1 protein-coding gene is annotated in these 351 nt (G+C 52.1%); it reads left to right on the top strand.

Going from position 1 to position 351, the window contains the following annotated elements; translation table 11 throughout:
* Nucleotides 1-351: POTRA domain-containing protein (locus MUA00_RS00125; protein ID WP_271130442.1), on the top strand; the 351-nt coding region annotated here is incomplete at both ends.

Consider the following 351-nt stretch of genomic DNA (forward strand, 5'->3'; position numbering starts at 1 on the left):
TTGAGCAACAGCAGCAAAATCTTCTGGAGCAAAACCAGCGTCAGCGTGATGAACTGGATCGCAGCGCTGAATTGCCACGCTTTACTTCTCCTGAGCCCGCCAGTCCGGCTTCCGGGCCATGTTTCACCATTACCCGCATCACCCTTGACGGCGCTACGTTGCTTAGCGAAAGTCAGTCCGGAAGACTGACTGCGCCCTGGATAAATCAGTGTCTGGATATATCGCGCCTTGCGGAACTAACCCGCGCCGTTTCTGACTGGTATATCCATAAGGGTTACATAACCAGCCGCGCATTTATTACCGAACAGGATTTATCCGGGGGCGAATTACATATATCGGTGCTTGAAGGAA

This window comes from Dryocola boscaweniae, assembly GCF_025215095.1.
In the GTDB taxonomy this organism is placed as follows: domain Bacteria; phylum Pseudomonadota; class Gammaproteobacteria; order Enterobacterales; family Enterobacteriaceae; genus Dryocola; species Dryocola boscaweniae.